Source organism: Caballeronia sp. dw_276, assembly GCF_018449635.1.
Lineage (GTDB): Bacteria > Pseudomonadota > Gammaproteobacteria > Burkholderiales > Burkholderiaceae > Caballeronia.
Genome location: NZ_JAAVUV010000077.1, coordinates 1 through 338, shown reverse-complemented (window position 1 = coordinate 338; position 338 = coordinate 1). Strand labels below are relative to the sequence as shown.

At 68.0% G+C, this 338-nt stretch carries 1 protein-coding gene; it reads right to left on the bottom strand.

Annotated features, from left to right (window positions below):
• Positions 1-338: AMP-binding protein (locus HB633_RS30690; protein WP_213781873.1), on the bottom strand; the 338-nt coding region annotated here is incomplete at both ends.

Below are 338 nucleotides of genomic sequence, written 5' to 3'. Positions count from 1 at the left end.
CGGACCGACCCCGCGCTCGCGCAGGTAATGGCCCAGCCGGTTCGCCCGCGCGTTCAGCTCCGCGTAGCTCACCGCCTCGTGTTCGTCCACCACCGCGATCGCATCCGGTGTGCGCAGAACCTGCGCCTCGAACAACCCCGGCAGTGTCTGCGCCGACGCATACGGCGCGACCGTGTCGTTCCACCCGAGCAGCAGTTGCTCGCGCTCGTCGTTCGCCAGCATCGACAGTTCCCCGATGGGCGCATCCGGCTGCGCCATCGCCGACTCCAGCAGTCTCGTGAAATGCCCCGCCATGCGCTCGACCGTCTCCCGGTCGAACAGGTCGGTGTCGTATTCGA